The 26,246-nt window shown below is 70.7% G+C and carries 28 protein-coding genes and 2 tRNA genes; 7 read left to right on the top strand and 23 right to left on the bottom strand.

Features of this window, described 5'->3' with window-relative positions; all coding sequences use genetic code 11:
• From Q0D57_RS19425 to Q0D57_RS13070, 4 genes are all read right to left on the bottom strand, one after another.
• On the bottom strand, positions 1-153 hold a 153-nt coding region (locus Q0D57_RS19425), incomplete at its 3' end, for a DUF2200 family protein (protein ID WP_366518622.1).
• A gap of 26 nt (positions 154-179) precedes the next feature.
• Positions 180-253 (bottom strand) — tRNA-Ile (locus tag Q0D57_RS13080).
• Between the two features lie 31 nt (positions 254-284).
• Positions 285-1,487: a glycosyltransferase gene (locus Q0D57_RS13075; protein ID WP_291044618.1), complete on the bottom strand. Its 1,203-nt coding sequence runs from the start codon at positions 1,485-1,487 to the stop codon at positions 285-287.
• Positions 1,488-1,635: 148 nt separating this feature from the next.
• Entirely contained in the window at positions 1,636-2,550 is a 915-nt protein-coding gene (locus Q0D57_RS13070) for a DMT family transporter (protein ID WP_291044614.1), read from the bottom strand.
• A gap of 42 nt (positions 2,551-2,592) precedes the next feature.
• On the opposite strand from Q0D57_RS13070, the gene def reads away from it, so the two are divergent.
• Positions 2,593-3,174 carry a peptide deformylase gene (def, locus tag Q0D57_RS13065; protein ID WP_291044609.1) on the top strand — a complete coding sequence of 194 codons (582 nt, stop codon included), beginning with the start codon at positions 2,593-2,595 and terminating at the stop codon, positions 3,172-3,174.
• A 51-nt stretch (positions 3,175-3,225) separates the two neighbouring features.
• Here the strand turns inward: def and Q0D57_RS13060 are convergent, their stop codons facing one another.
• The 8 genes from Q0D57_RS13060 to dusB all read right to left on the bottom strand — a co-directional run bounded on the left by Q0D57_RS13060 (position 3,226) and on the right by dusB (position 11,301).
• Positions 3,226-3,531: an AzlD domain-containing protein gene (locus Q0D57_RS13060; RefSeq protein WP_291044606.1), complete on the bottom strand. Its 306-nt coding sequence runs from the start codon at positions 3,529-3,531 to the stop codon at positions 3,226-3,228.
• Entirely contained in the window at positions 3,528-4,226 is a 699-nt protein-coding gene (locus Q0D57_RS13055; protein WP_291044601.1) for an AzlC family ABC transporter permease, read from the bottom strand. Before Q0D57_RS13055 ends, Q0D57_RS13060 begins: the two co-directional genes overlap by 4 nt.
• Positions 4,227-4,625: 399 nt before the next feature.
• Positions 4,626-4,698: transfer RNA gene (locus Q0D57_RS13050), tRNA-Asn, on the bottom strand.
• Positions 4,699-4,784: 86 nt separating this feature from the next.
• Positions 4,785-5,795 carry a D-isomer specific 2-hydroxyacid dehydrogenase family protein gene (locus Q0D57_RS13045; RefSeq protein ID WP_291044598.1) on the bottom strand — a complete coding sequence of 337 codons (1,011 nt, stop codon included), beginning with the start codon at positions 5,793-5,795 and terminating at the stop codon, positions 4,785-4,787.
• Positions 5,792-6,766 carry a dipeptide/oligopeptide/nickel ABC transporter ATP-binding protein gene (locus Q0D57_RS13040; RefSeq protein ID WP_291044595.1) on the bottom strand — a complete coding sequence of 325 codons (975 nt, stop codon included), beginning with the start codon at positions 6,764-6,766 and terminating at the stop codon, positions 5,792-5,794. The genes Q0D57_RS13045 and Q0D57_RS13040 overlap by 4 nt, the downstream gene beginning before the upstream one ends.
• 24 nt (positions 6,767-6,790) lie before the next feature.
• Complete coding sequence (dnaG, locus tag Q0D57_RS13035) at positions 6,791-8,791, bottom strand: DNA primase (RefSeq protein WP_291044592.1); 2,001 nt, start codon at positions 8,789-8,791, stop codon at positions 6,791-6,793.
• Positions 8,792-8,795: 4 nt separating this feature from the next.
• Positions 8,796-10,124, bottom strand: a complete 1,329-nt coding sequence (locus Q0D57_RS13030) for a deoxyguanosinetriphosphate triphosphohydrolase (protein ID WP_291044589.1) — start codon at positions 10,122-10,124, stop codon at positions 8,796-8,798.
• Positions 10,117-11,301, bottom strand: a complete 1,185-nt coding sequence (gene dusB / locus Q0D57_RS13025; protein ID WP_291044583.1) for a tRNA dihydrouridine synthase DusB — start codon at positions 11,299-11,301, stop codon at positions 10,117-10,119. The genes Q0D57_RS13030 and dusB overlap by 8 nt, the downstream gene beginning before the upstream one ends.
• An 81-nt stretch (positions 11,302-11,382) precedes the next feature.
• On the opposite strand from dusB, the gene Q0D57_RS13020 reads away from it, so the two are divergent.
• Positions 11,383-11,868 (top strand): aminoacyl-tRNA deacylase, encoded by a 486-nt coding sequence (locus Q0D57_RS13020; protein ID WP_291044580.1) that lies wholly within the window; start codon positions 11,383-11,385, stop codon positions 11,866-11,868.
• Here the strand turns inward: Q0D57_RS13020 and Q0D57_RS13015 are convergent.
• From Q0D57_RS13015 to leuA, 6 genes are read right to left on the bottom strand one after another with little or no spacing between them, the layout of a single operon-like run.
• The gene (locus tag Q0D57_RS13015; protein WP_291044575.1) at positions 11,855-12,013 is read right to left on the bottom strand and encodes a hypothetical protein; all 159 of its coding nucleotides are present in this window, start codon (positions 12,011-12,013) and stop codon (positions 11,855-11,857) included. The genes Q0D57_RS13020 and Q0D57_RS13015 overlap by 14 nt on opposite strands.
• The gene (locus Q0D57_RS13010) at positions 12,010-12,681 is read right to left on the bottom strand and encodes a DsbA family oxidoreductase (RefSeq protein WP_291044572.1); all 672 of its coding nucleotides are present in this window, start codon (positions 12,679-12,681) and stop codon (positions 12,010-12,012) included. The genes Q0D57_RS13015 and Q0D57_RS13010 overlap by 4 nt, the downstream gene beginning before the upstream one ends.
• Positions 12,682-12,733: 52 nt before the next feature.
• Positions 12,734-13,543: an isoprenyl transferase gene (locus tag Q0D57_RS13005; protein WP_291044564.1), complete on the bottom strand. Its 810-nt coding sequence runs from the start codon at positions 13,541-13,543 to the stop codon at positions 12,734-12,736.
• Positions 13,544-13,574: 31 nt separating this feature from the next.
• Positions 13,575-14,339: a DNA repair protein RecO gene (gene recO / locus Q0D57_RS13000; RefSeq protein WP_291044557.1), complete on the bottom strand. Its 765-nt coding sequence runs from the start codon at positions 14,337-14,339 to the stop codon at positions 13,575-13,577.
• Positions 14,340-14,353: 14 nt separating this feature from the next.
• Positions 14,354-15,025 carry a GAP family protein gene (locus tag Q0D57_RS12995; RefSeq protein ID WP_291044550.1) on the bottom strand — a complete coding sequence of 224 codons (672 nt, stop codon included), beginning with the start codon at positions 15,023-15,025 and terminating at the stop codon, positions 14,354-14,356.
• Positions 15,026-15,063: 38 nt separating this feature from the next.
• Positions 15,064-16,830 (bottom strand): 2-isopropylmalate synthase, encoded by a 1,767-nt coding sequence (gene leuA, locus Q0D57_RS12990; RefSeq protein ID WP_291044547.1) that lies wholly within the window; start codon positions 16,828-16,830, stop codon positions 15,064-15,066.
• A gap of 236 nt (positions 16,831-17,066) precedes the next feature.
• Between leuA and Q0D57_RS12985 the strand changes: the two genes are divergently transcribed.
• From Q0D57_RS12985 to Q0D57_RS12965, 5 genes are read left to right on the top strand one after another with little or no spacing between them, the layout of a single operon-like run.
• Positions 17,067-18,311: an acyl-CoA dehydrogenase family protein gene (locus Q0D57_RS12985; RefSeq protein WP_291044545.1), complete on the top strand. Its 1,245-nt coding sequence runs from the start codon at positions 17,067-17,069 to the stop codon at positions 18,309-18,311.
• A 9-nt stretch (positions 18,312-18,320) separates the two neighbouring features.
• Positions 18,321-18,752: a thioredoxin family protein gene (locus tag Q0D57_RS12980; protein ID WP_291044542.1), complete on the top strand. Its 432-nt coding sequence runs from the start codon at positions 18,321-18,323 to the stop codon at positions 18,750-18,752.
• Positions 18,749-19,222, top strand: a complete 474-nt coding sequence (locus Q0D57_RS12975) for a DUF4395 domain-containing protein (protein ID WP_291044539.1) — start codon at positions 18,749-18,751, stop codon at positions 19,220-19,222. Before Q0D57_RS12980 ends, Q0D57_RS12975 begins: the two co-directional genes overlap by 4 nt.
• A gap of 58 nt (positions 19,223-19,280) precedes the next feature.
• Entirely contained in the window at positions 19,281-19,715 is a 435-nt protein-coding gene (locus Q0D57_RS12970; protein ID WP_291044535.1) for an OsmC family peroxiredoxin, read from the top strand.
• Complete coding sequence (locus Q0D57_RS12965; protein ID WP_291044528.1) at positions 19,712-20,599, top strand: TIGR01777 family oxidoreductase; 888 nt, start codon at positions 19,712-19,714, stop codon at positions 20,597-20,599. Before Q0D57_RS12970 ends, Q0D57_RS12965 begins: the two co-directional genes overlap by 4 nt.
• Positions 20,600-20,636: 37 nt before the next feature.
• Here the strand turns inward: Q0D57_RS12965 and Q0D57_RS12960 are convergent, their stop codons facing one another.
• From Q0D57_RS12960 to Q0D57_RS12940, 5 genes are all read right to left on the bottom strand, one after another.
• On the bottom strand, positions 20,637-21,092 hold the full coding sequence (locus Q0D57_RS12960) for a tetratricopeptide repeat protein (RefSeq protein WP_291044520.1): 456 nt from the start codon (positions 21,090-21,092) through the stop codon (positions 20,637-20,639).
• Positions 21,089-21,940 carry a 4-hydroxy-tetrahydrodipicolinate reductase gene (dapB, locus tag Q0D57_RS12955; RefSeq protein ID WP_291044517.1) on the bottom strand — a complete coding sequence of 284 codons (852 nt, stop codon included), beginning with the start codon at positions 21,938-21,940 and terminating at the stop codon, positions 21,089-21,091. The genes Q0D57_RS12960 and dapB overlap by 4 nt, the downstream gene beginning before the upstream one ends.
• Before the next feature lie 67 nt (positions 21,941-22,007).
• A complete protein-coding gene (locus Q0D57_RS12950; RefSeq protein ID WP_291044514.1) occupies positions 22,008-22,610 on the bottom strand; it encodes a histidine phosphatase family protein in 603 nt (200 codons plus the stop codon).
• Complete coding sequence (locus Q0D57_RS12945) at positions 22,610-23,875, bottom strand: pitrilysin family protein (protein ID WP_366518620.1); 1,266 nt, start codon at positions 23,873-23,875, stop codon at positions 22,610-22,612. The genes Q0D57_RS12950 and Q0D57_RS12945 overlap by 1 nt, the downstream gene beginning before the upstream one ends.
• Positions 23,876-24,346: 471 nt before the next feature.
• A partial coding sequence (locus tag Q0D57_RS12940) for a polyribonucleotide nucleotidyltransferase (RefSeq protein ID WP_291044510.1) occupies positions 24,347-26,246 on the bottom strand: 1,900 nt, incomplete at its 5' end.

Below are 26,246 nucleotides of genomic sequence, written 5' to 3'. Positions count from 1 at the left end.
GAGAGTCGCCTGGAGCTCTGCCTCGTCGTAGCCCGTCAGCCACCGGATGACCTCGTCGACCTCGGCGCGCGACCGGCCCTTGCGCTCGGCCTTAGCGACGTAGTGGGGATGAATGGCCGCGAACGGCGTTCCGAAGATGCGGTGCCCGGCCATGAGCGTCCTCCCCCTGCCTCGAGTCGTAGGGCGGACGGGACTTGAACCCGTGACCGACGGATTATGAGTCCGCTGCTCTGACCAGCTGAGCTACCGCCCCGTGCGGGCACCGCCGGAGCCGTGCCCGAGGACTAGGATACCCGGTCCGGTCCGGGCTTCGATCCGGGTGCCGACGGCGGCACGACCGCCGGATCGGTGACGGGCTCGCCGCGGTAGAGGTGCTCGAAGGTGGTCAGGGTGCGCTGGATGTCGTGCGCCGCGACCACCGAGAGCGAGGCGTTCTTGAAGGCCTCGAGTTCGTCCTGCGGCAGGCGGAGGATGCGCTCGAGCTTGTCGGCGAGGTCCTGCGCATCACCTGGCGTGAAGAGGTAGCCGTTCTCGCCGTCGTGCACGAGGTGCGGCAGCGCCATGGCGTCGGCGGCCACCACCGGGAGGCCGCTGGCGAGCGCCTCCATGGTGGCGATCGACTGCAGCTCGGCGATCGAGGGCATCGCGAAGACCGTCGAGCGCGTGTAGGCACGCCGGAGCTCCTCCTCGGTGACGTAGCCGGTGAAGGTGGTGCGGTCGCCGATGCCGAGCTGCACGGCCATGGCCTGCAGGTTCTTCAGCTGGTCGCCGCCGCCCACGATCTCGAGCTTCACGTCGAGATCGGACGGCAGCAGCTGCACGGCCTTCAGCAGCACGTCGATCTGCTTCTCGCCCGCCACGCGGCCCACGAACAGGATGCGGTTCTCGCTCCGCGGCGTGAAGTCGGGCACGTAGTTGTCGACGTTGATGCCGCACGAGATGGCGTAGACGTTGCCGATGCCGGTGGCCTTCTCGAAGAAGTCGGCGGCCCGGCGGGTGGGGGCTGAGACGGCCTCGGCGCGGATGAAGGAGCGGCGCGCGGCGGCCCAGGCGAGACCGATCGCCCAGTTCTGCAGGAACTTGGGGATGCCCGTGAAGGCGAGCATGTTCTCGGGCATCACGTGGTTGGTGCCCACGATGCGGATGCCGCGCTTCTGCGCCTCGTCGCTCAGCCCGCGACCGATGATGATGTGCGACTGGAAGTGCACGACGTCCGGCTTCACCTCGTCGATGATGCGGGCGCTGTTCTGCTTGATCCGCCACGGCAGGGCGAAGGTCAGCCAGTCGTGCGGGTACCAGCGCCAGCTGTAGAGCCGGTGCACGGTGATCTCCTGGCCGTCGTAGACCTCGGTGTGCGCTCCGGTGGGCAGCTTCGCCGAGGGGGCCACGACGTGCACCTCGTGCCCGCGGGCGGCGAGGCCGGAGGCCAGGTGCTCGGCGAAGCGGGCCGAGCCGTTCACATCCGGCGAGAAGGTGTCGCCGCCGATCAGGATCCGCAGGGGCCGATCCGTGGTGCCCGGCGTCGAGTCGGCGCCGGCCTGGGGATTCGGAACACGGGAGTCTGTCAAACCGTCGTCTTTCTGGCTGTGGATCTGGGTCACCTGGTTGATTCGGGCGTCAGGTGAAGAACTTACCCTAGCGCTTGGCCTGAGGGTGGTAACGGGCCAGTCCGAACACGCCGAGCGTGGCGACCGCACCGAACACGAGGAACAGGATCCCCGCCCAGAGCGGCGCCTGCGACGCCTCCCCGAGCACCAGGATGCCGATGCCGACGGCGACCAGCGGATCGACGACCGTGAGACCGGCGATCACCAGATCCGGCGGCCCTGAGGAGTAGGCGTTCTGCACGAAGTAGCCGCCGAGCGCGAACGCGGCGAGGAGCCCGATGAAGGCCAGCACGGTGAGCCAGTCGAACTGCCCCTGGAACAGGCGCGAGATGAGCACCTTCGCGAGCGTCGCCACGAAGCCGTAGAGCACGCCGGCCCCGATGATGTAGGCGATCGCCTTGAACCCCTTGCCGAGCACCACGAACGCGGCCGCGAAGACGACGAGCACCACCGCGAGGATGATCAGGATCGTGATGAGGTTGCCCGCCGTCACGGGCTTGTCGACCGCGGTGAAGGCGGCCACGAGCACGAACAGTCCCACGCCGCCGACGCACAGCACGATCGAGATCACCGAGCTGCGGTTGAGACTGACCTTGCTGATGCGGGAGTTGAGCACGGCCGTGATCACGAGGGCGACCGCACCGAGCGGCTGCACCACGATGATGGGTGAGAAGCCGAGGCTCGTGAGCTGGAACACGACCGCGAGGCCGAGCATGAGGGTGCCGACGACCCACGAGGGCCGCGCGAGCAGCGCGAACATCTGACGGGCGTTCAGGCCCTTCGGCGACTCCCCCGTGGCGGCCTCGACCTTGGCGACGCCACGGTGCTGGAACTGGGCACCGAGGCTCAGGAAGACGGCGCCCACGAGGGCGATCGGGATGCCGATGAACTGCTTCGGATCGAGAGCGATCGGGTCGCTCAGCACGAGCAGTTCAGGATGCACTCGACGACAGTACCCTCCCGCCGTCGTGGATAGGCTTAGCGAATGGCCGTTCTCCCGATTCGGATCTCCGGTGAGCCGGTTCTGCACTCGCCCGCAGAGCCCGTGCGCGAGATCGACGACACGCTGCGCACCCTGGTCGCCGACATGTACGAGACGATGGATGCCGCTCCCGGGGTCGGCCTCGCCGGGCCCCAGGTGGGAGTGCCGCTGCGGCTCTTCGTGTTCAGCTACGTGGAGCCGGGAGACGACGGCGAGGCCGACGTCGTCTACCGCGGGGTCGCCATCAACCCCGAGCTGTTCATCACCCCCACTTCCACCGAGCCGGCCGATCCGGACACCGAGTCGGAGGGCTGCCTCTCGTTCCCGGGTGAGCGCTTCCCGCTCGTCCGCGGCGACGCCGCCATCCTGCGCGCGGTGGATCTCGACGGCGAGCCGTTCGAGATCGAGGCCGAGGGCTGGCTCGCCCGCATCTTCCAGCACGAGTTCGACCACCTCGAGGGCCGGCTCTACGTCGACCGCCTCGACCGCGCCTACGGGCGCGTGGTGCAGAAGATCGAGCGCAAGCGCGGCTGGGGCGTGCCGGGGAACGCCTGGCTGCCGGGCGTCGACGACCTCGACGCGTAGCGCGCCTCGGGTGACCGCGCCTCAGGCGGCGGTGCTTCAGCTGACGGTGCTTCAGGTGACGGCGCGGATGAGTGCTGCCACCGCCGCGGCTGCGATCACGACGACGACGAACGGCACCCGCAGCGCGTAGAGCACCGCGGCGACGGCCACGGCCGGCAGCCGGGCGTCGACCTGGATGCTCTGACCGGCCCCCAGGGTCTGCACGGCGATGAGCGCGGCCAGGAGCGCGGCCGTGAGCAGGTTCGCCGTGCGGGCGACCGTGGGGTGCTCGAAGGCTCGGGGCGGCACCAGGTAGCCGACCGTCTTGAGCGCGAGGCACACGATCGAGGCGAGGATGACGATCTGCCACGTGGTCATGCCGTCGTCCCCTTCCGCGCGAAGAGGTTGAAGCCGCCGATCACGATCGCCACGACCGCGGCGACGATCACGGGCAGCCCGGGCATCAGCCACGGCGTCAGGAGGGTCGCCACGACCGCGGCACCCACGGCCACGGCCTGGGTCTGCCGTTCCTTGAGGCGGGGCCACAGGAGCCCCAGGAAGGCCGCTGCAGCGGCGGCGTCGAGCCCGTAGGCGCTCACGTCGCCGAGCAGGTCGCCGATGAGAGCGCCGATCAAGGTGGTGAGGTTCCAGCCGAGGTAGATGACGATCCCGGTGACCCAGAAGCCGTAGCGCTGCGCCGGCAGGGAGGTCTGGGCGCTGGCCACCGCGACGGACTCGTCGATCGTCAGCTGGGCCGCGGCGGCGCGCCGGAAGAAGCCGGGCCCGATGATCGGCGCCATCCGGATCGAGTAGAAGACGTTGCGGGTGCCGAGGAGCGCTGCGCTCGTGACGGCCGCTCCTCCGGCAGCCAGGCCGCCCGAGGCCAGCACGCCGATGAGGGCGAACTGCGAGCCGCCGGTGAACATGACGAGGCTGAGGAAGCAGGTCTGCCAGATGTCGAGGCCCGAGACCGTGGCGAGGGCTCCGAACGAGATCCCGTAGGCGGCGGTCGCGAGGCCCACCGCGAGGGCGGCACGCAGGGCCTTCTTCTCGTCCGCACTGCGCTCAGCCACTCGACGATGATGCCAGAAGCATCGAGCCCGGCACGTCCGTCGACCCTCCCGCGGGGCATCCTGTGGCCATGGATCGCAGATTGGCAACCCCTGTGTGCCCGGCGTCCCGCCGGGCTAGCCTCGGCGGTGAAAGTGGGTACGAGGGCAATGGAGCACGACTACAGCCACGTCGTCCGTCACGGCGGGCACAGCTACCTGGCGACAGGGCCGATGGCGAGGATCTTCGCCGCGAAGGCCGATGACCTCATCGATCGCGGTGAGACCGAGCTCGTGCCACTGCTGCACTCCCGTGGGGTCGACATGCTCGTGGTCGGCCCTGGCGTGCGCTACCGGCTGGAGACGGTTACACGAGTGTCGGCACACGAAAAAGACCCCGCGGGTGGAGCCGCGGGGCCTTCGCTCCCCGACTTGGACTCGAACCAAGAACCTGCCGGTTAACAGCCGGCTGCTCTGCCAATTGAGCTATCGAGGAATGCTGCCGAAGAAGCGTCAATTACATTACCACCGTTTTCGAGTGCTCTCGGACACGAGGACTCGAATCGATCGCAGGAGCGCCTCTCAGTACCCGGCGGCGGGGTCGACGCGGCCCTCGAAGTCGCCCTCCGACAGGAAGGCTCGCACGTTGTGACGGAGTCGCTCGGCCAGGAGCAGCGACGTCATCTCCGGCGTGTCGGCCGTGTGCGGCGTGATGATGACGCCAGGTGCGTTCCAGAGCGGATGCCCGTCGGGCAGCGGCTCCGGATCGGTCACGTCGAGACCCGCACCGGCGATCCGGCCCGCCTCGAGCGCTTCGACGAGGGCATCCGTGTCGATGAGGCCGCCTCGGGCGATGTTGACGACGTATGCCGAATCGCGCATGAACTCGAACTCCGGGGTGCCGAGCATGCGGCTCGTGCCCCCGGTGGTGAGCGCGGCCGCGAGCACGACCACGTCGGCCTCGGGGAGCACCTCGTGCAGGAGGTCGCTCGGCACCGTGCGGTGGGCTCCGGCGACCGGCGTACTCGAGCGCCGCACCACCGTCGACCGGACCCCGAACGGCTCGAGCAGCCGCAGCAGCTCGAGGGCGATGCCGCCGGCTCCCACGATGACCACGTCGAGGCCGTAGAGGGAGGTGCCGGCCTTCGGGCCCCAGCTCCGGGCACTCACGCGCGTGGGGAGGTCGCGCAGCAGCGCCAGCATGAGGGTGAGGGCGTGCTCGGCGACGGGCTGGGCGTAGGCGCCCTTCGCGCTCGTCCAGATCAGGCGCGGGCGCGGCGATGCCGCGTCACGGGCGAGCACCTCGGAGAAGGCGTCGACCCCGGCCCAGGGCAGCTGCACCCACTCGACACCCGGATGGTCGCGGAAGATGCGCGCGAACTCGTCGGCTCCCGACTGGTCGAGCCAGACGATGCCGCGGGTCTCGGGCGAGAGCTCGGCGACGGTGCCGCCGGCCGACTCGATCGCCTCGACGAAGAGCGGCTCGGGGCGCGGGAGGATGGCGACGGGGCCGGGGGTGGGCCGCTCGTGCTCCGGAACGACCTCCGCGTGGGCGGCGAGGACGGCGCGATGCTGGGGCGGGCGCGAGGTCATCGGACGCCGTGCTCCTCGCCGACCTGTCCTTCAGCGGCTCCGCCCTCGCGTTCGGCCGCGTTTTCCTCGGCGGCATCCACGTCGTCGTAGTCGTCCTCGAACTCGTCGTCGTCTTCGGCGTCGTCATCGTCATCGTCGTCATCGTCGTCCGCGTGCAGCTCCTCGTGGTCGTGGAGCTCCGCGGCAAGACTCGCCACGTACGGATGCCGCGGGTCGTCGAAGACCTCGTCCATGGTCCCGAGGCCCACCACGACGCCCTCGTGGATGACCGCGACCCGGTCGACGGCCCGTCGCAGCGACTCCAGGTCGTGGCTCACGATCAGCGCGCTGGCACCGCGCGAACGCTGCAGGCCCGCGATGACGTCGATGACGGCGCCGCGCACCGAGACGTCGACGCCCGCGGTGGGCTCGTCGGCGATCAGCAGCACGGGGTCGAGGATGAGCCCTCGGGCCACGGCCACGCGCTGCCGCTGGCCGCTCGAGAGCTCGTGCGGCTGCTTCAGCATCGTGCCGACCGGCAGCAGGAGCGCATCGACGAGGGTGGCGGCCCGGAGGCCCGCCTCCTTGCGGTCGAAGCGCTTGTCGCGGAGGAACAGCGGCTCGGCCACGAGCTCCGCAACCGTCATGTTCGAGGTCAGCCGGGAACCCGCATCCTGCGCCACGTAGCCCACACCGAGCGTGAACTCGGCGAGCTTGCGGCGCTTGAGGCCGCGCATCTCGTAGCCCAGCACCTCGAGGCTGCCACCCACCACGCGAGGCGAACCGTCGTTGCCGGTGCGCACCGCGGCCTGGCCGGAGGCGACCTGCGCGAGGGTCGACTTGCCCGATCCGCTCGAGCCCACGATCCCCACGATCTCGCCGGGGGCGACCGTCAGGGTCACACCTCGGACGGCCGTGTGCGCCGCACTCACACTGTGGGCGGGGTACTCGATGGTCACGTCGGAGGCGTGCAGGATGTTTCGGTCGGCCATTGCACAGAGCCTAGGCGCTCCCCGCTATTCCGCCAGGAAGGCGCGTCGGTCGGCCTCGAGTTGCACGAGCTGCACCTGCACCTCGCGGTAGGCGACAGGGTCGGCCACCGCGTCGGTGCGCTGCAGGCGGCCGAGCAGCAGCTCCTTGCGGCGCAGGATGTCGCGCTGGATGAGCGAGATCGTGATCCGGCGGAGGTAGAGCTCGACCTGCCGTTCGGGACGCTCGGGGATGGGCGCCACGGCGAGCTGCTCCACGAGCGAGCGGTACTCCTCGGGCACGTCGTTCTGCACCACCGTCATCCAGTCGGGGCGTTCGAAGGAGTCGACGTTCCGCCCCACGGAGTCGCGCACCGCGGCGAGGGCCGGGTGGCTGAAGCCGCAGACGCTCGCCTGCACGAGGAGGTCGCGGCCGATCGCCACGGGCGCCTGCAGGATGGCCATCAGCGCGTCGCGCTCGGTGCGCACGGCCGTGGTGGAGGGCAGCTGGGTGAGCGACACGCTCGGCCGCTGCTCGATCGGCGCGAGGCTCGTGACCGAGTGGACGAGCGGATCGGCCGCGGGCGACGTGGCACCGGATGCACCCGGCCCGCCGGAAGCAGCGTAGCCGCCGGAGCCCCCCACAGGCAGCGCAGCCCGGTCGCGGGGGTCGACGCGGCCGCCGGGGTTGCCGTTGCGATCGCCGGCCCGGTCTCCCCCGCGCTCAGTGCTGCTGCGCCCGCGCGCCACGGCCGCGTTGACCTCGTCGAGCTCCAGGCCGAGCATCTTCGCGAGCTGCCGCGCGTAGCCCGGCCGCACGGCGGGGTCGCGGATCTCGGCCACGATGGGCGCCGCATCGCGAAGCGCCGCCACCCGGCCCTCGACCGTCTCGAGGTCGTAGGCCGAGAGCTTCTGCTTGATCACGAACTCGAACATCGGCCGCTTGGCCTTGACCAGCCGCCGCACGGCGTCGTCGCCCTTGGCGAGGCGCAGGTCGCACGGGTCGAGACCGTCGGGGGCGACGGCGACGTAGGTCTGGGCGGCGAAGCGCTGCTCCTCGCTGAACGCGCGGAGGGCGGCCTTCTGGCCCGCCGCATCCGGATCGAACGTGAACACGACCTCGCCGAGGCCCGCCGAGTCGTCGGCGAGCACGCGGCGCATGATCTTGATGTGGTCGACCCCGAACGAGGTGCCGCAGGTGGCGACGGCGGTGGTGACGCCTGCGAGGTGGCAGGCCATCACGTCGGTGTAGCCCTCGACCACGACCACCTGGCGGCTCCGCGAGATGTCGCGCTTGGCGAGGTCGAGCCCGTAGAGCACCTGGGCCTTGTGGTAGACCGGCGTCTCGGGGGTGTTGAGGTACTTGGGGCCCTTGTCGTCGTCGAACAGGCGGCGCGCGCCGAAGCCCACGGTCTGGCCGGTCTGGTCGCGGATCGGCCAGATCAGCCGGCCGCGGAAGCGGTCGTAGGTGCCGCGGTCACCCGAGCTCAGGAGCCCGGCGGCGGTGAGCTCGGCCTCGGTGAAGCCTCGGCCCTTGAGGTGCTTGCCCAGATTGTCCCACCCCTGCGGGGCGTAGCCCACGCCGAAGCGTGCGGCGGCCTGGGCGTCGAAGCCGCGCTCCCCCAGGAAGGCGCGGCCCGCGTCGGCCCCCGGAGCGGTGAGCTGCTCGGCGAAGTACTCCCTGGCCGCCTCGTTGGCGGCGAGCAGGCGCGCCCGGTTGCCCTGGTCGCTCGGAGTTCCGCCGTCTTCGTAGTGCAGCTGGTAGCCGATCTTGGCGGCGAGCCGCTCGACGGCCTCGGAGAAGGTGACGTGGTCCATCTTCTGCAGGAAGGTGAAGACGTCGCCGCCCTCGCCGCAGCCGAAGCAGTGGTAGAAGCCCACCTGGGGGCGCACGTGGAAGCTCGGTGAGCGCTCGTCGTGGAACGGGCAGAGCCCCTTCATGGAGCCGACGCCCGCACTCTTCAGGGTGACGAAGTCGCTCACGACGTCGGCGATGTTGGTGCGCGAGCGCACCTCGTCGATGTCGCCGCGGCGGATCAGCCCTGCCATCGGTCTAGGACGCGTTCCGGCCGGCCAGTGAGGGCGGCAGGGCCGCCCGCCCGGCGGAGGAGCCGCACAGCCGCTCGTGCCAGAGCACGGCGGTCTGGTCGGTGAGGCTCGCGACCTGGTCGACCACGACCCGGCGCCTCGCGGTGTCGTCGTGGGCCTGGCGCCAGTCGCCGGCGAACGCCGTGTCGAGCGCGGTGCCCCCCGACTCCCAGAGGGCGTCGGCGAGCTCCATCAGCAGCGTGCGCTGATCGAGGTAGAGCGGCTGCCTGGCGTCGTTCGACATCACGAACACCGAGACGATGCCCTTGAGCGTGGCGATCTCGGCGGCGACCCAGTCGGGCACCACCACGTTGGCCTTGTAGCGCGTGATGCTCGGCGTGGGATAGGACTCGCGGGTGGCCCGCGTGGCGGCCCCGGCGAACCGGCCGATGAGCTGGCTCGTGAGGTTCTTGAGCTTCGCGTGGTCCTGGCGTGAGTCGTCCCACTCCGAGAGCCAGACCTGCAGGGAGTCGAGGCGCTCGAAGGCCTCGGAGAGCTCGTCGAGCGTGAAGCCGCCTCCGGCACGGGCGTGGACGCTCCGCACGAGCGCCTCGTGGTCGACCCGGGCCCCGAGCACCTCGACCTCGATGTAGCCGTTCAGCACGGCGTCTTCGAAGTCGTGCACCGAGTAGGCGATGTCGTCCGAGAGATCCATCACCTGCGCTTCAACACAGAGCGTGCGTTCGGGCGCACCCTGGCGGAGCCACTCGAAGACCTCCACGTCGTCGTCGTAGACGCCGTACTTGAGCCGGCCGCTCGGATCCTCGACGGGGCTCGCCGCGGTCCACGGATACTTGCAGCTCGCGTCGAGGCTCGCCCGGGTGAGGTTGAGGCCGTAGCTGCGGCCGTTCTCGCCCATGACTTTGGGCTCGAGCCGGCTGAGGATGCGCAGGCTCTGCGCGTTGCCCTCGAAGCCGCCGATCGATCGCGCCCACTCGTTGAGCGCCCGCTCGCCGTTGTGCCCGAACGGCGGATGCCCGAGGTCGTGCGCGAGGCACGCCGAGTCGACCACGTCGGGATCCAGGTCGAGGCTCGCAGCGAGCTCGCGGCCCACCTGAGCCACCTCGAGCGAGTGGGTCAGCCGGTTGCGCGCGAAGTCGGCGACGACAGCCGGGCTCAGCACCTGGGTCTTGGCGGCGAGCCTCCGGAGCGACGACGAGTGCAGGATGCGCGCCCGGTCGCGCGCGAAGTCGCTGCGCCGGGTGTAGTGCTCTTCGGGGAGGAGCCGCTCGGCGTCGGCGTCGGCGTAGCCCTTGGTGGGCGCGTAGGTCGTGAGGTCGAGGGCGTCAGCCACCGCTGTGTTCCAGTTCTGCCGCGGCGAGGTCGGCCCGCCCGGCCCGTTCGAGGTCTCGGGAGGCCAGCCAGTTCTCGGGCAGCGCCGGCTTCTTCGGGCTGCCGGCCCGGCCACGCGGCCCCTCGGCGTCGCGCCCGGGGTAGGGCTCGGACCAGTCGAGGGTGGCGAGGATCTCGTCCATCTCGTCGAGCGAGCCGACCGTGCTGAGCGAGGCGCGCACCTCGTGGCCGGCCGGGTAGCCCTTGAGGTACCAGGCGACGTGCTTGCGGATGTCGCGGCACGCGCGCCCCTCGTCGCCGAAGAACTCCACGAGCAGCTCGGCGTGCCGGCGCAGGGTCTTCACCGCGTCGCCGAGCGAGGGCGCCGCACGGAGCCGCGCCGCCTCGTCCCCCGAGATCTCGCCCGCGCGAGCGCGGAAGGCGGCCGCGAGGTCGCCGAACAGCCAGGGCCGCCCGAGGCACCCCCGGCCCACCACGACGCCGTCGCAGCCCGTCTCGTCGACCATGCGCAGCGCGTCCTCGCCCGACCAGATGTCGCCGTTGCCGAGCACCGGCACGCTCGAGACGGCCTCCTTGAGGCGGGCGATCGCGGACCAGTCGGCCTGGCCGCTGTAGAAGTCTGCGGCGGTGCGCGCGTGCAGCGCGATGGCCGCGACGCCTGCCCCCTCGGCGGCCTTGGCGGCCTCGAGGTAGGTGAGGTGGTCGGAGTCGATGCCCTTGCGCATCTTGACCGTGACCGGGATGTCTCCGGCCGCGTCGACCACGCGCTCCACGATCTCGCGGAACAGCCCCGTCTTCCACGGCAGTGCGGCTCCCCCGCCCTTGCGGGTGACCTTGGGCACCGGGCAGCCGAAGTTCATGTCGATGTGGTCGGTGCGGTCTTCGGCCACGAGGATGCGGGCGGCCTCGGCCATCGTGGCCGGGTCGACGCCGTAGAGCTGGATCGACCGCGGCGTCTCGGAGGGGTGGTGCGTGATGAGGCGCATCGTGGCCTCGTTGCGCTCGACGAGGGCACGGCTCGTGATCATCTCGCTGACGTAGAGGCCGGCACCGAACTCGCGGCAGAGCCGGCGGAACGCGGTGTTGGTGATGCCGGCCATGGGCGCGAGCACGACCGGCACGTCGAGCCGGATGGGCCCGATCGAGAGCTTCTGGTCGGTGAGTGCTGAAGTGGACATCGGTATCGATTCTCCCAGACGAGGGCGGTGCTCCGGACGATTCCGGGAATCCTGTGGACGGAGCGGGCGTTGGGCCTGGATGTGAGTGACAAGACGGGGACGGATCGGGTACGCGAGCACGCCGAGCAGCTGGGGCTGGAGGTGGAGATCGTGGAGCGCCCGCAGGCCGGCTCGCTGCAGGAGGCGGCGGCGCTGCTCGGGCTCGAGCCCTCCGGCATCCTCAAGAGCCTCGTCGTGAAGCGCCACGACGGCGACTTCCTGTTCGCCCTCATCCCGGGAGACCGGCAGATCAGCTGGCCGAAGCTCCGCGCCCTCGTGGGGGTCAACCGGCTGGCGATGCCCCACCAGGACGTCGCCCTCGAGGCCACGGGCTACGAGCGCGGCACGATCACCCCGCTCGGCAGCACGACCGCCTGGCCGGTCTACCTCGACGAGTCGTTCCGCGGCCGCCGGGTGGCGATGGGCGCCGGCGCCCACGGCCACAGCGCCTTCGTCGACGCGGATGCCCTCGCGACGGCCCTGGAGGCCACCGTCGCCGACATCTCGGAGCCGGTCACTCCGCGCTGACCCCGGCGGGTTCGGCGACCATGGTCTCGGACCCGGTCGCGGGCTCCGCATCCGGGGCACCCGTCACGGCATCGGCCGACGGGATGGCGCAGCTGTCGCCCTCGCAGTTCATGCCCGCGCCGCCGACCATCGTGAGGCCGGTCATGCCCCCACCTCGGTGCGCTCGCCGGCGACCTGCTCGAGCACCTGCACGAACGCGGCGGCATCCTGGGCCCCCGAGATGCCGTAGCGGCCGTCGATCACGAAGAACGGCACGCCCTGGATGCCGTAGGCCTGGGCCTGTCGCTGATCGGCGTGCACGGCCTCGAGGAACTCGTCCGCGTTCAGCGACCGCAGCACGTCCTCCCGGTCGAGCCCGATCTCGGCGGCGAGATCGGCGAGGTCCTCCACCCGGCCCACGTGCCGTCCGTCGACGAAGTACGCCTTGAGCAGGCGCTCCTTCGCGGCGAGCTGCACGCCGTGGGCCTTGGCGTAGTGGATGAGCTGGTGCGCCTTCACCGTGTTGGTGTGCTTGACCTCGTCGAAGTCGTAGTCGAGGCCCACCGACGCGGCGATCCCCGTGACGCGCTCGAGCATCTGGGTGACCTGCTCGACCGGCATGCCCTTGCGTGCGGCGAGGTAGTCGGTGGTCGAGCCGTCGAAGTCGACCGGCGTGTCCGGCGACAACTCGAAGCTGTGGTACTCGATCTCGACCGGCAGGGCGTCGACGCCGGCGGAGTACTCCTCGAGCCCGTGCTCGAGCTTGCGCTTGCCGATGTAGCACCAGGGGCACGCGATGTCGGACCAGATGTCGATCTTGATGGAATCACTCACGACAGGCACAACACGCGAGGCGGCGTCACCATTCCGCGCCGGCCGCCGACCGTCAGCCGTCGGTCTTCGGCGCGTCGACCGCGCCGCCGAAGCGGCGGTTGCGCCCGGCGTAGTGCTCGATGGCCTGCCAGAGGTCGACCCGGCTGAAGTCGGGCCAGAGCCGGTCGAGGAACACCATCTCGGCATAGGCCGACTGCCAGGGCAGGAAGTTCGAGGTGCGCTGCTCCCCCGAGCTCCGCACGAAGAGGTCGACGTCCGGCAGGTCCGGCAAGTAGAGGTGCTTCTGGATGAGCTTCTCCGACACCGCGGAGGGCCGGATGCGCCCGGCCGCGACGTCGTCGGCGATCGCGCGCACGGCATCCGCGATCTCGGTGCGGCCTCCGTAGTTGACGCACATCGTGAGCGTGAGGGTGCTGTTGTGGGCCGTCATGCGCTCGGCGAACTGCAGCTCGTTGATCACGCTCGCCCAGAGCCTCGGCTTCCGGCCGGCCCAGCGGATGCGCACGCCCCACTCGTTCAACTGGTCGCGCCGGCGGTGCAGCACCTCCCGGTTGAAGCCCATCAGGAAGCGCACCTCCTCGGGCGACCGCTTCCAGTTCTCGGTGGAGAAGGCGTAGACGCTCACGTGCTGCACACCGATCTGGATGGCACCGGCCACGACGTCCAGGAGCGCCGCCTCGCCGGCCCGGTGGCCCTCGATGCGGGTGAGGCCGCGCTGGTTGGCCCACCGGCCGTTGCCGTCCATCACGATCGCCACGTGCTTCGGCACCGATGCGAGGGGCACGGCCGGCGGCTGGAGGCCGGTCCAGTCGAGCGCGCGGAACGGCTCGGCGGGCGGCGGGGACTTGCGGACTCGGCTCACGGATGCTCTTTCGCCATCGGGGGCACGGTCATCAGACCGGCCGGGCGGCGCGGGGCCGGTGGTCGGGGCCCTCGATCCGCTCGACGTGCTCGAGCGAGCGGAGGCCGCGCTCGAGGTGCCACTGGGTGTACGCCGACACGATACCGCTCGCGCGTGCGCGGGTGCCGGGAGCGGCCGCGTCGACCACCGCCCAGTCGCCCGTGAGGAGCGCGGCGAGCAGCTCGAGGGTGCCCGCATCGAGCCGCGGGGTGCCGGGAGGCGCCACCTCGTCGCTCACGACACCGCCGAGCTGCACCACGAAGGCGGAGTGCGGGCCGGCCGCACCCGTGACGGCGCAGTCGTGGAAGCTCGGTGCCCAGCCGGCCATCGAGAGCGCCCGGAGGAGGTAGGAGTCGAGGGTCGACGTGACGCCGTGCTCGCGCCGGGCGAGCGAGCGGAGCGCCCCGACCAGGAGCAGGTACTGCTGCAGCGAGGGCTCGTGCTCGGTGACCTTGTCGGCGGTCTCCACCATGGCGCTCGCGGCCGTGTAGCTCGCGTAGTCGGCGGTGATCTCGGCGCCGTACGAGCCGAGGGTCACGGCCTGGGTGATGCTGTCGAGCGAGCGGCCCTCGTAGAACTGCACGTCGGCCACCATGAACGGCTCGAGCCGCGCCCCGAACTTCGAGGCGGTGCGCCGCACGCCGCGCGCGACGGCGCGCACCTTGCCGTGCTGCCGCGTCAGGAGCGTGACGATCCGGTCGGCCTCACCCAGCTTGTGGGTGCGCAGCACGACGGCTTCATCTCGATAAACGGGCACCCGACCAGTATCGCTCAGAGAGCTTCGAGGGCCCGCCCGAGCTGCAGCGCGCCGAGGATGACGAAGAGCACCATCATGATGAGGCTGTTGTGCCGGATCAGCGCCGCCTTCGCCGAGGCGAGGCCGCTCGAGACAGTGCTCGAGTGCGAGGCCCCGACGACCGACAGCACGATCAGGCCGAGGCACGACAGCAGCGCGAAGACCGCGGAGGCGACGATCACGAGCGGCCACTCGAGGTCGGCCGTGCCGATGGCGGCGCCCGCGGCGATCGCGATGGGCACGTTCTTGATGTTCGCCACGCCGAGGAGCACCCCGAGCCCGGCCGCCTTCACCACGCCGAACGAGTCCATCGCGGCGAGCCATTTCGGCTCGGCCGGGGTGGCGCCCTTCCGGGGCCGCTTCTTCCAGCTGCGGTAGGCGAGGTAGAAGAACAGCGCCGCGAAGGCGAAGCCGATCACGATGTGGAACAGCTGCGCGAAGAACGAGTCGTTCTCGGTGGTGCCCTTCGATCCCGAGGCGAGGGCGAGGGTGAGCACGAAGAAGGCCACGGCGAAGGCGACGGTGAAGACGACGGCGTTGGCCCGGCCCTTGGGGCCGAGCAGGAGCGTGATCACCGCCACGAGCGGCATCGGCGAGATGATCACCGCGAAGGCGAGCGGGAGGATCTCCCCGAGCACTGTCAGCATGCGCTCATGCTAGTGCCCGGGGAGAACGCCCCGAGGGATCAGACGGCGGCGAGCTCGCGGTCGGCGTCGCGCACGCGGAGGGCGCGGTTGACGGCCGAGACGACGGCCTTCAGCGACGCGGTCGAGATGTCGGCGTCGATGCCCACGCCCCACAGCCGCGTGCCGTCGACCTGCAGCTCCACGTAGGCCGCGGCCAGCGCGTCGCCCGAGGCGCTCAGCGCGTGCTCGACGTAGTCGTAGAGCTTGATCTCGATGCCCTGCTCGCTCATCACGTTGAGGAACGCGGCGATCGGCCCGTTGCCGGTGGCGCCGGTCTCGACGACCTGCTCGCCGATCCGCAGCTCGACCTCGAGCGAGACGGATCCCGAGAGATCGCTGGCCGTGCGGGTGCGGGTGAGCTCGAACCGGCCCCACTTCTCCTCGGCGCGGTCGGCGGGAGCCGGCAGGTACTCGTCCTGGAAGATCGTCCAGATCTGGTCGCTCGTGACCTCGCCGCCCTCGGCATCCGTCTTCGCCTGCACGACGCCGGAGAACTCGATCTGCAGCTTGCGCGGCAGGTCGAGCGCGTGGTCGGTCTTCAGCAGGTAGGCCACACCGCCCTTTCCGGACTGCGAGTTGACCCGGATGACCGCCTCGTAGGAGCGGCCCAGATCCTTCGGGTCGATCGGCAGGTAGGGAACGGCCCAGACGAGGTCGTCGACGTCCTTGCCCTGCGCCGCGGCGTCGGCGGCCATCGCCTCAAAGCCCTTCTTGATCGCATCCTGGTGCGAGCCGCTGAAGGCCGTGTAGACGAGGTCTCCCGCCCACGGGCTCCGCTCGTGCACCTTGAGCTGGTTGCAGTACTCGGCGGTGCGACGCACCTCGTCGAGGTCGCTGAAGTCGATCTGGGGGTCGATGCCCTGCGTGAACAGGTTGATGCCGAGCGCGACCAGGTCGACGTTGCCGGTGCGCTCGCCGTTGCCGAACAGGCACCCCTCGATGCGGTCGGCACCGGCCAGGTAGCCCAGCTCGGCGGCCGCCACGGCGGTGCCGCGGTCGTTGTGCGGGTGCAGCGAGATGATGACGTTCTCGCGGTGGGCGAGGTGCCGGCCCATCCACTCGATCGAGTCGGCGTAGATGTTGGGGGTGGCCATCTCGACGGTCGAGGGCAGGTTGATGATGACCTTCCGCTCGGGCGTCGGCTCGAAGACCTCGAGCACCTGGTTGCAGATGTCGACCGCGAACTCGAGCTCGGTGCCCGTGTAGCTCTCGGGAGAGTACTCGTAGTAGACGCTGGTCTCGGGGATGGTCTTCTCGGCCTCGCGGCAGAGCCGGGCGCCCTCGAGCGCGATGTCGATGATGCCCTGCTTGTCGGTGCGGAAGACGACGTCGCGCTGCAGGATGCTCGTGGAGTTGTAGAGGTGCACGATCGCCTGCTTGGCGCCCTTGATCGACTCGTAGGTGCGGTTGATCAGGTGCTCGCGCGCCTGGGTCAGCACCTGGATGGTCACGTCGTCCGGGATCGCGTTCTCCTCGATGAGGGAGCGCACGAAGTCGAAGTCGGTCTGCGAGGCGCTCGGGAAGCCGACCTCGATCTCCTTGTAGCCCATCTTCACGAGCAGGTCGAACATGATGCGCTTGCGCTCGGGGCTCATCGGATCGATGAGGGCCTGGTTGCCGTCGCGGAGGTCGACGGCGCACCAGCGCGGCGCCTCGGTGATGCGCTTCGCGGGCCAGGTGCGGTCGGGCAGGTCGACGGCGATCTGCTCGTGGTAGGGCCGGTACTTGTGGATCGGCATGGCAGAGGCTGCCTGATTGTTCTTCATCGGTGCGTTCCCTCGGGGGTTGTGGTGTGGTCAGCCAATGGCGAACTCCGCGACGAGGGAGGCCTGAGAACTAGGACTCGTCGCGGCAGCTAAGAAGGAGCAGACCGAAAAGCACGGGATCAGGCTAGCACGACGGGGCGGCGGGACTTTCTCGGTCACACAAGCGATGGCCCGTGCGCACGCTCCTACCGTGATGAACCACCAGCCGAAACGCTGCCGAACCGGAAGGAATCAACGTGACGATCACGGATCCAGTGACCACAGGCCTCGCCGACCGCTGGCGGGACGAAGCCCGACCCGAGGACAGCGCCGGGTGGATCGCCCGGGCCCGCGAGGTGGCCGACATCCTCGCCGTCGACGCGGTCGAGCGCGACCGCGCCAACGCGACGCCGCACGCCGAGGTGCGCCTGCTCAAGGAGGCCGGGCTCGTCACCCTCCTCGGCCCACGGGAGCACGGCGGTGCCGGGGAGACCTGGGACACGGCCTACAAGGTGATCCGGGCTGTCGCCCGCGGCGACGGCTCGATCGGCCAGGTGCTCGGCTACCACTACCTCTGGGCGTGGGCCGCGCGGCTCGTGGCCACCGACGAGCAGGTCGCGGCGGTCGAGGAGCTCTACACGGCCAACGACTACCTCTTCGGCGGCGCCGTCAACCCGCGCGACTCCGACCTCACCATCCGCGAGGACGGCGACGATCTCGTCTACTCGGGGCGCAAGTCGTTCTCGACCGGCGGCCAGGTCTCCGACCTCACCGTGCTGGAGGGCGTGCTCGAGGGCACCGGCATCCACATCTTCGCGATCGTGCCGACCGCCCAGGAGGGCATCGTGTTCGCCGACGACTGGGACAGCCTCGGCCAGCGGCTCACCGAATCCGGATCCGTCGAGATCAGGGATGTGCGGGTGCCGTGGGCGGCCGCGGCCGGCTTCGTCGACCGGATCTTCCAGCCCATCGTCTACAACACGCTCAACGTACCGACAATCCAGCTCGTCTTCGCGAACTTCTACCTCGGCATCGCCGAGGGCGCCCTCGAGACGGCGTCGTCGTACACCCGCACGACCACGCGCCCCTGGCCTTACGGCGGCGACGACAAGGCGCGCGCGACCGAGGAGTGGTACCTCCTCGAGGGCTACGGCGAGCTGCAGTCGAAGCTCTGGGCCGATGAGGCCCTGCTCGACGCGGCCGGCGCCGAGATCAGCGAGGTGCTGCACGCTCCGCGCGAGGAGCTGACGGAGCGCCGCCGGGGCGAGATCGCGGTGCGGATCGCGGCGGGCAAGCTCCGCATCGTCGACGACGGCCTCGAGGTGGCCACGAAGGTCTACGAGCTCACCGGCGCCCGCGCCTCGGCGAGCTCCGTGGGCCTCGACATCTTCTGGCGCAACCTCCGCACGCACAGCCTGCACGACCCCATCGCCTACAAGAAGCGCGAGGTCGGCGAGTACGTCCTCCTCAACCAGGTGCCCGAGCCCACCTGGTACACCTGATCCCCGCCGATGGACTGGATCATCGCCTCCGTCGTGGTCGTCGCCCTGGTGGGGGCGACGACCGCGGTGGGGCTGCTGTGGCGTCGGCGGCAGGGGGCCGCCTCGCCGCTGAAGCACGAGGAGGCCCCCCTGGCCACCGGTGACTTCGGTGGCACCTTCGACGGCGCCTTCGGCGAGAGGGCCACGCTCGTGCAGTTCTCCACGGAGTTCTGCTCGAGCTGCCCCGGCACCCGCCGCGTGCTGAGCGCCCTGGCGGCCGAGCGGGAGGGCGTGGCCTATCTCGACGTCGACGTCACCCATCGCGCCGACCTGGTTCGGCGGTTCTCCCTCCTGCAGACCCCCACCACTCTCGTGCTCGACCGCCGTGGCGTCGTGCGCACCCGGATCGGTGGCGCCGTCAGGCGCTCCGTCGTGATCGACCGTCTCGAGGAGTTCGCATGATCGACCCCCGTTCACCCCGACTGGGCGCCGGGATCACCGCCGCACTGCTGCTGATCACGATCCTGCTCGGCATCGCCCTCGACCCCGCGCCGGGCTCAGGCCTGCTCGACCGGGTGCTGCAGCCGGCCTTCCTGCTGCTCACCGCCATCAGCCTGCTGTTCCTCCGGGGTGCCACCGCCGGGGTCGCGCGGCACCCGTACGGCCTCCTCTTCCGCGCGCTCGTGCGACCGCGGCTGGGGCCGCCGAAGGAGCTCGAGGATCCGAGGCCGCCGACCTTCGCCCAGCTCGTCGGCTTCGTCGTGACGGCCGCGGGACTGGTCGCCGCCGCCCTCGGGATACCGTACGCGGTCCCCGTGGCCGCGGGCGCCGCGTTCGTCGCCGCCTTCCTCAACGCGGTGTTCGGCTACTGCATCGGCTGCCAGCTGTATCTGCTGCTCGTGCGCCTGCGGCCCACGGGCCGCGCGGCCTGAGCTCCAGCGGAATCCCGGCCGGGACGCCTAGTCTGGAGCCACCGACAGGAGGCACGACATGGCTGTGACCAGTGAAGCGACCACCGTCTGGCACGGTGACCTGACCAGCGGAGCGGGCACCGTGACCCTCGACAGCTCCGGCGCCGCGAGCATGGCCGTGCACTGGAAGGCGCGGAGCGAGGGCGTCACCGGGAGCGACGCCGTCTCGACGCCCGAGGAGCTCCTCGGCGCCGCGCACGCGTCGTGCTTCTCGATGGCCTTCGCGAACGCCTTGGCCGAGGCCGGCACTCCCCCGGAGTCGCTGCAGACCACCGCGGCCGTCACCTTCGACCCCGCCGAAGGCATCACCGGCAGCCACCTGCTGGTGAGCGCCATCGTGCCCGGCATCGACGAGGCCGCGTTCCAGCGGATCGCCGAGGAGGCCAAGGCCGGCTGCCCGGTCTCGCGGGCCCTCGCCGGTGTCCCGATCACCCTGGAAGCGAGCCTGGCATGACGAAGACCGTCCTCATCGCCGGCGGCTCCGGCTTCATCGGCACCGAGCTCGCCCGGCAGCTCGAGGCCGACGGGCACACCCCGCTCATCCTCGTGCGCCGGCCCGCACGCACCGCCACCGAGCGCAGCTGGGATCCGGAGGCGGGCTGGATCAAGACCTCGATCATCGACGGCGTCGACGCCGTCGTCAACCTCTCCGGGGCGTCGATCTCGCGACTTCCCTGGACCCTGCCGTACAAGCGCGAGATCCTGCAGTCGCGGCTGCAGGCCACGGGAACCCTCGCCGAGGCGATCCGGCGTTCCGACTCCCCGCCCGCCGTGTTCCTCAGCGGCTCCGCCGTCGGGTTCTACGGCGACCGCCCGGGTGAGACCCTCACCGAGGCCTCGGCGCAGGGCACCGGATTCCTCGCGAAGGTCACCGAGGCCTGGGAGCGTGCCGCCGCTCCCGCCGCCGAGGCGACCAGGGTCACGTTCCTCCGCACGGGCCTCGTGATCGGCAAGGGCGGTGGGGCGCTCAAGCCGCTCGCCCTGATCGCCAAGGCGGGGCTCGCCGGCCCGCTCGGCTCCGGCGAGCAGATCTGGCCGTGGGTGAGTCTCCGCGACGAGGCGGCCGCCATCCGGCACCTGCTCGACTCCTCGCTCGAGGGTCCGGTCAATCTCGTCGGACCCCGGCCCGTGTCAGCGGCCGTCGTGGTGCGCGAGCTGACCGAGAAGCTCCGCAAGCCGTACTGGCTGCCGGCTCCCGCGTGGGCGCTCAAGGCGGCCCTGGCCGACGCCGGGCGCGACCTGCTGCTGGCCGATCAGGACGTCTCGAGCCAGAAGCTCACGGCCGACGGCTTCACGTTCGCCGACCAGACGATCGACGCGGCGCTCGAACAGCTCTGAGGCGAGCTCCGGGAACCGCCCCGGTCGCGGGTGCGCGTCAGGCGCGGGCCCTCGGGTCGGAGCGCTCGAGCGTGATGGCGGTGCGGAGGGCCTGGCGGGCCCTTCGTCGATCCCCCGAGGCGTCGTAGGCGAGGCCGAGCCTGAACCAGGCTCGCCAGTCCGACTCGTCCTTCTCCACCGCGTCGCGGTAGAGCCCGAACGAGGCATCCGCCGCATCGCGCTCGGGGCGGCCGCTCGCCCGCTTCGGCAGGTCGTCGACGGGCAGCTCGCCCTCGCGGTCCAGCTGCTCCACGAGCCGCTGGGTGCGGGCGCCGAACATGAGCTCGCGCACGAGCGCCCAGGCTCCGATGATCGGCAGCACGATGAGGGCCACGCCGATGACGATGCCGATCGGCTCCCCCGTGAGCACGAACAGCACGGCCCGCTGGGCCACGAGCACGAGGTAGATCGCCAGCAGCACGGCGGTCAGGAGGGCGGCGACGCGGCCCTTCACGGGGTCACGCTGGTGGCGGTCGCCGCCTGACCCGAGACGTTCTCCGGAGCATCCGGCGCATCCGGCGCATCCGTCCCGTCGGCGCCGCTGTCATCGCTCGCCGCTCGTGCCCCGCGGCCGTCGAGATCGAGGAGCTGGTCGAGCCCCACCACGACGCCGCGCACCGTGACCGCGGCCCGGAGCGCCACACCGATCCCCGTCGCGTAGGCCGAGGGTGAGATGGTCTCGTGCGTGATGGTCAGCACCTCCCCCGTGCCGCCGAACACCACGTCCTGCTTGGCCACGACCCCGGCGAGCCGCAGGCTGTGGATCGGGATGCTCGCGACCTGCTGGCCGCGCGCCCGCTGGTCGGTGTGGGGCGCTGAGACCGGACCGATCGCGGCCCTCGCCTCGCCCATGAGCTCGGCGGTGCGCACGGCGGTTCCGGAGGGTGAGTCCACCTTCGTCGACGCATGGGCCTCGATGATCTCGATCGAGTCGTAGAAGCGCGCGGCCATCGCGGCGAACGACGTGGCGAGCACCGAGCCGAGCGAGAAGTTGGGCACCACGACGACTCCGGATGCCGGGGTGTCGCCGAGCAGGCGACGGAGCCCCTTCACGCGGTCGGCCGACCAGCCCGAGGTGCCCACGAGCACCTGGCGGCCGTTTTCCACGGCGAACTCGACGACCTTCTGGCTGACACCGGGCACGGTCACATCGACCACGAGGTCGGCGGCGAGCATGTCCTCGAGCGGGCTGCGCGAATCCAGCGACGCCACGAGCTCGAACTCGGCCGAGTCGTCCACGATGCCGGCGATGAGCCGGCCCAGCTTGCCCGTTGCGCCGACGACGGCGACCTTCGTAGTCATGCCACCAATCTACCCGGCGGCCGTGAGCAGGCGGGCAGGGGCGACCGGCGCGCAACGGCGGTCGGGCTCAGTAGGGCTGGGGGTCGTTCATGCCCGTGCGCAGCTCGACCGGAAGGTGGCCGAGGTCGTTGTAGGCCACGAGCTCGGGCTGCCGCCCCGACTTGAAGCGGATGATCGTGAGCCCGCCGTGCGCCTGGTTGAGGCCGGCCCAGCGCCACTCCGGCGCATCCATCGCCTCGCGCACGAACCACGCGATCACGAAGTTGTGGGTGATCAGCAGGTCGTGCGTGGTCTCGCGCGCCGGCGTCAGGAACTCGGCCACGGCATCCGACATCTGGGCCTGCCCCGCCTCGAGCTCGGCCTCGGTGACGGAGTTGAAGAAGGCCTCGAAGGCGTGCGGCATCTGGGGCGAGTAGCCCGAGGGCACGCAGTCGAAGAGCAGGGCGCTCGGCTGCGGGTCGAGGGCCGGCAGGTGCTCGGACATGATGTGCGCGGTCTGCTCGGCCCGCTGCAGGGGCGAGTGCCAGACGCTGTCGAAGGGCACGCCGCCGAGCCGGTCGGCGATCAGCCGGGACTGGCGCTGGCCTCGGGGCGAGAGCGGGCCGTCGGCCACGCCGTGCTCGGCGTCGAGCTGCTCGCCGTGCCGCACGAGGTAGAGGGTGTGCGCCATCAGACGGTCACCGCCGGGGAGAAGGCGCCGGCGTCGACCGGTCCCACCGCGGCGATGCCCATCGGGCCGTCGGCGAGTTCGCGGGCGAGACGCTGCACGTCGTCGCGGGTGACGGCGTTCAGGCGCCGCACGCTCTCGTCGAGGTCGACGAACTCGCCGAGCGTGAGCTCGGCACGGCCGAGCCGCGACATGCGGGTGTCGCTGTCCTCGAGGGCGAGGGCGGCGGATCCGGAGAGCTGGCCGTGCGCACGGGCGAGCTCGTCGGCGGTGATGCCGTCGTCGGCGAGGCGGCGGAGCTCGGCGAGCATGAGCTCGGTGACCGTGCCCTCGCGACCCGGCGTGCAGCCGGCCGCCATCATGAACACGCCCGCATCCGAGTAGGAGGCGGCGTAGGAGTAGACCGAGTAGGCGAGGCCGCGCTTCTCGCGCACCTCCTGGAACAGCCGCGACGACATGCCGCCGCCGAAGACGGAGTTGAGCACGGCCATCGTGGTGCGACGGTCGTCGCCCGCGACGATGCCGGGCATGCCGACCATGACGCTGGCCTGCTCGGTGGGCTTCCGCACGATGGTCACGGGTGCGATCTCGCCCGGAGTCCAGACGGTCGTGGAGCGGCGCGGGCGGGGGGCGGCCGGGGTGTCGAGATCCCACGACGAGAGGCGGAGCGAGGCCTCGACGGCGCGCACGAGCTCGTCGTGGTCGACGGCGCCGGCTGCCGAGACGATGAGGTCGTTCGGGCGGTAGCCGGCGGCGTAGTGCTGCCAGACGGCGTCGCGGGTGACGGCGCGGATGGCGTCGGGCGTGCCGCCGACGGGGCGGCCGAGCGGATGCCCGGCGAGCACGGCCTCGAAGATCTTCTCGCCCACGAGGTCGCCCCCGTCGTCCTCGGCCATGGCGAGCTCCTCGAGGATGACGCCGCGCTCGTTCTCGAACTCGACCGGGTCGAGGAGCGACGAGGTCACCATGTCCGAGAGCACCGAGACCGCCATCGGCAGGTCGGCGTCGCGCACCTTGGCGTAGCAGCAGGTGTACTCCTTGCTGGTGACGGCGTTGTGCTCGCCGCCCACGGAGTCGAAGGAGATGGCGATGTCGAGGGCCGTGCGGGTCGGCGTGCCCTTGAACAGCAGGTGCTCGAGGAAGTGCGTCGACCCGTGCCGCGACGGCAGCCCGTCGACCGCGCCGAGCTCGTCGCGCGAGCCGGCGCCGATCCAGTAGCCGATCGTCGCGCTCCGGCTCCCGGGCACGTGCTCGGTGAGAATGCGCACCCCGCTCGGAAGGATCGTTCGCCGCACCAGTCCCTCGGCCACATCGCCGATAGACAGTTCCGGAACATCAAGAGGCAGAGGTACAGCGCCGTTCGTCATCTGGTCCAGCCTAGCCGCGCCGCCGCCTCTGCGGCGCGGGCGACATGCGGTGCCGGTGTCGTTCGGCGTCGCTGCGCGGCGCCGCCCGGCACCGGTACCGCCCTGGGTACAGGAAAAAGGCCCGTCGCGTGGTGTGCCCCTTCCCACGACCTGGGAGGGTGACGACACTCCCGGGGACGAGAAAAGGCCCGTCGCGTGGTGTTCCCGTTCCCAAGACCTGGGAGGGGTGACACCACGCAACGGGCCTTTTTCGATGACCCAAGGTGAGGGCGCGGCCGCGAAGCGACCGCACCCTCACATGTCGCGCGCGCCGGGCAGGGACCGGCGCGCACTGGGGACGGCGCGCGAAGCACGCCGCCCCCAGCAGCAAACTCAGCCCTCGGCGGGGGCCTCGGGGCCCTCGCTGGCGGCAGCGCTGCTGTCGGTGTCGCCGGTCTCGGCGAGCACCGGGGCGAGCGACAGCTTTCCGCGGTCGTCGATCTTCGTGATCTCCACGAGGATCTTCTGGCCCACGCCGAGCACGTCTTCGACGTTCTCGACACGCTTGCCGCCGGCGAGCTTGCGCACCTCGGAGATGTGCAGCAGGCCGTCCTTGCCCGGGAGGAGCGAGACGAAGGCGCCGAAGGTGGCGATCTTCACGACGGTTCCGAGGAACTGCTCGCCGATCTCGGGGTTCTGCGGGTTCGCGATGGCGTTGACCTGGGCGCGGGCGGCCTCGGCCGACGGGCCGTCGACGGCGCCGATGTAGACGGTGCCGTCCTCCTCGATGGAGATGTCGGCGCCGGTCTCGTCCTGGATCGCGTTGATCGTCTTGCCCTTCGGGCCGATCAGCTCGCCGATCTTGTCGACGGGGATCTGCACCGAGATCACGCGGGGCGCGGTCGGAGCCATCTCGTCGGGCGCGTCGATGGCGGAGTTCAGCACGGCGAGGATCGCGTCGCGCGCGGCCTTCGCCTGCTTCAGCGCACCGTCGAGCACCGAGGTGGGGATGCCGTCGAGCTTGGTGTCGAGCTGGATCGCGGTGATGAACTCGCTGGTTCCGGCCACCTTGAAGTCCATGTCGCCCAGAGCGTCTTCGGCGCCGAGGATGTCGGTGAGCGCCGCGTAGCGGGTCTCGCCGTCGACCTCGTCCGACACCAGGCCCATGGCGATGCCGGCGACGGGTGCGCGAAGCGGCACACCGGCGTTCAGCAGCGACAGGGTCGAGGCGCAGACCGAGCCCATCGAGGTGGAGCCGTTGGACCCGAGGGCCTCGGACACCTGACGGATGGCGTAGGGGAACTCGTCGCGCGCGGGGAGCACCGGCACGAGGGCGCGCTCGGCGAGGAAGCCGTGCCCGATCTCGCGACGCTTCGGCGACCCGACGCGACCGGTCTCTCCGGTCGAGTAGGGCGGGAAGTTGTAGTGGTGCAGGTAGCGCTTGTGCGTGATCGGGCTCAGCGAGTCGATCTGCTGCTCCATCTTCAGCATGTTCAGCGTGGTGACGCCCAGGATCTGGGTCTCACCGCGCTGGAAGATGGCGGAGCCGTGCACGCGCGGGATGACCGCGACCTCGGCGTCGAGCGGCCGGATGTCGGCCAGGCCGCGACCGTCGATGCGCACGCCGTCCTTCAGGATGCGACCGCGGACGACGACCTTGGTGACCGACTTGTAGGCGGCGGAGACCGTCGGCAGGATGTCGGCGTCGAGCTCGCCCGCTTCGACCTTCGCGGCGATGGCGGCCTTGACGCGGTCCTTCAGTGCGTCGTCGGCGTTCTGGCGCTCGATCTTGTCGGCGATCTGGTAGATGCCCACCAGCTCGTCGTAGGCGAGAGCGGCGACGGCGTCGTAGGCGGCCTGGGTGTAGGGCAGGAACACGGGGTACTCGCGCACCGCCTTGTTGGCCTGCTGAGCCATCGAGGCCTGCGCCTCGACGAGCTGCTTGATGAAGGGCTTCGATGCCTCGAGGCCCTCGGCCACGACGGCCTCGTTGGGCTTCGTGGCGCCGGCCTTGATGAGGTTCCAGGAACCCTCGGTGGCCTCGGCCTCGACCATCATGATCGCGACGTCCTGCGAACCGTCGGAAGCGGTCACGACGCGACCGGCGACGACGATGTCGAAGACGGCCTCCTCGAGCTGCGAGTGCTTCGGGAACGCGATCCACTGGTCGGGCTCGGTGCCGTAGCCGGGCATGAGCGCGAGGCGCACTGCACCGATCGGGCCCGAGAACGGGATACCCGAGATCTGCGACGACGCCGAGGCGGCGATGATCGCGAGCGAGTCGTAGAACTCG

This window comes from Herbiconiux sp. (assembly GCF_023264895.1).
Lineage (GTDB): Bacteria > Actinomycetota > Actinomycetes > Actinomycetales > Microbacteriaceae > Herbiconiux.
Note: the sequence above shows the minus strand (reverse complement) of the source record. Positions and strands in the feature narration are given on the sequence as shown.

Bases quoted from the DNA above. Each gene is read 5' to 3' on its own strand.
- def (WP_291044609.1), top strand. From the start codon at position 2,593: ATGGCCGTTCTCCCGATTCGGATCTCCGGTGAGCCGGTTCTGCACTCG.
- Q0D57_RS13060 (WP_291044606.1), bottom strand. From the start codon at position 3,531: ATGACCACGTGGCAGATCGTCATCCTCGCCTCGATCGTGTGCCTCGCG.
- Q0D57_RS13045 (WP_291044598.1), bottom strand. From the start codon at position 5,795: ATGACCTCGCGCCCGCCCCAGCATCGCGCCGTCCTCGCCGCCCACGCG.
- Q0D57_RS13040 (WP_291044595.1), bottom strand. From the start codon at position 6,766: ATGGCCGACCGAAACATCCTGCACGCCTCCGACGTGACCATCGAGTAC.
- dnaG (WP_291044592.1), bottom strand. From the start codon at position 8,791: ATGGCAGGGCTGATCCGCCGCGGCGACATCGACGAGGTGCGCTCGCGC.
- dusB (WP_291044583.1), bottom strand. From the start codon at position 11,301: ATGTCCACTTCAGCACTCACCGACCAGAAGCTCTCGATCGGGCCCATC.
- Q0D57_RS13015 (WP_291044575.1), bottom strand. From the start codon at position 12,013: ATGACCGGCCTCACGATGGTCGGCGGCGCGGGCATGAACTGCGAGGGC.
- Q0D57_RS12995 (WP_291044550.1), bottom strand. From the start codon at position 15,025: ATGCTGACAGTGCTCGGGGAGATCCTCCCGCTCGCCTTCGCGGTGATC.
- leuA (WP_291044547.1), bottom strand. From the start codon at position 16,830: ATGAAGAACAATCAGGCAGCCTCTGCCATGCCGATCCACAAGTACCGG.
- Q0D57_RS12980 (WP_291044542.1), top strand. From the start codon at position 18,321: ATGGACTGGATCATCGCCTCCGTCGTGGTCGTCGCCCTGGTGGGGGCG.
- Q0D57_RS12975 (WP_291044539.1), top strand. From the start codon at position 18,749: ATGATCGACCCCCGTTCACCCCGACTGGGCGCCGGGATCACCGCCGCA.
- Q0D57_RS12970 (WP_291044535.1), top strand. From the start codon at position 19,281: ATGGCTGTGACCAGTGAAGCGACCACCGTCTGGCACGGTGACCTGACC.
- Q0D57_RS12965 (WP_291044528.1), top strand. From the start codon at position 19,712: ATGACGAAGACCGTCCTCATCGCCGGCGGCTCCGGCTTCATCGGCACC.
- dapB (WP_291044517.1), bottom strand. From the start codon at position 21,940: ATGACTACGAAGGTCGCCGTCGTCGGCGCAACGGGCAAGCTGGGCCGG.
- Q0D57_RS12950 (WP_291044514.1), bottom strand. From the start codon at position 22,610: ATGGCGCACACCCTCTACCTCGTGCGGCACGGCGAGCAGCTCGACGCC.